The following is a 1,274-nucleotide window of genomic DNA, read 5'->3' as shown; positions in this document are numbered from 1 at the left end:
TTGATATAATTTTGGTAGCATTTTCAATTGATAGGTCGTATTGACAATTTATGACCTATCTTTTTTTACCATAATTTGGTCAATTTAAGATATATCAAGGGTTACAGGGCGCTTGTCGCCCCCCCAGCCCGACAACACTAACCCTTGCCCACTACCAACAGCTAAGTTACCCTGATTCCTGATTTGAGCTTGATGTTGACGTAGGGCATTAGTAAAGAACGCACCAGGTTGGATAGTCAGTAAGTTACTTTTTTCTGGTTCTGTGGCACTGAACAGTCCCTGTTGACCCAATTTAATCCCATCAGCTGTGGTAGCAATAAATGAGCCAGCTACATCCAATCGAGCATTGTTGCCAAAGTGAATGCCATTGGGATTAATTAAGTAGAGATTTGCTGGGCCATCTACTCCCAAGGTGCCGAATATCTGTGATCGACTCCCTCCTGTGACACGAGTGAGGATATTAGCTATGCCATCGGGGTTGGCAAAGTAGACGTTTTGTCCTTCATTGACATTGAATTCCAGGAAACTGTGGAACAGGTTACTACCTCGAATAGCACCACCTTCAATTAAGTCTCGAAATTCTTGGGGAGTAACAATTGAGTGTTCTATGCCCAAGGTCTGATCGCGTATAATCTGGGAGTGAGCAGCAGTCTGAAAAACTGCCCAAGCTGTGCTAGATATTAATAAGATTGGGAGTTTTGAGTACCAAAAAAACATTTTTGCTGTACCGTAGAGGGCTGCTATTCATGGCTTTAGGGGTTATTTTTGTGTGAAAAAAGGGTTAGCTATTACCTAATAATTATACCGATATTAACTCATAATTAAAAAAAATAAAGTAGACAATTATGATTAATTAACACAATAACAAGGTTATTCAACAAAACTTTACCAAAGACACAAACAAATTAATGTGTTAAATTAATTTTTTAAAGTATTTTTAATATAAATGATAATAAATTCATCTTAACTTCACATTAAACGTTTAGGTACACAAAACCAGCGAAAGTCTTTTTTCCTCAATCAGCGCTGAAGGACTTCCACGACAGGATGAGCAAAGCTATGGCGATAATTTACCAAAACACTCAACAACAGCGACTATTCCTTAAGGGATGGCTAGTGATTCCTTGCTATCTCCCTCTAGCCCTGTGGCTACTAATCACAAATCTACCTGCTATTGCCTATCAGTCCAATTCCCCAACCTCCTCAGCAGAAGCAGTTGTCCAATACTCCTCCAATCCGTCACCACTGCTGCAACAGGGAACAGCACACTATCA

Annotated in this window: 2 protein-coding genes; one reads left to right on the top strand and one right to left on the bottom strand. The window is 39.8% G+C overall.

Translation table 11 applies throughout. The features are described from left to right. Positions 1-84: 84 nt before the first annotated feature. Complete coding sequence (locus F6K53_RS43290) at positions 85-717, bottom strand: filamentous hemagglutinin N-terminal domain-containing protein (protein ID WP_293086882.1); 633 nt, start codon at positions 715-717, stop codon at positions 85-87. A gap of 342 nt (positions 718-1,059) precedes the next feature. Here F6K53_RS43290 and F6K53_RS43285 point away from each other — a divergent pair. Next, on the top strand, positions 1,060-1,274 hold a 215-nt coding region (locus tag F6K53_RS43285), incomplete at its 3' end, for a hypothetical protein (RefSeq protein WP_293086879.1).

Source organism: Moorena sp. SIO4A1, assembly GCF_010672065.1.
Lineage (GTDB): Bacteria > Cyanobacteriota > Cyanobacteriia > Cyanobacteriales > Coleofasciculaceae > Moorena.
The sequence above is the reverse complement of the archived record's forward strand: the minus strand, read 5'-3'. Positions and strand labels throughout refer to the sequence as shown.

Bases quoted from the DNA above. Each gene is read 5' to 3' on its own strand.
- F6K53_RS43290 (WP_293086882.1), bottom strand. From the start codon at position 717: ATGTTTTTTTGGTACTCAAAACTCCCAATCTTATTAATATCTAGCACA.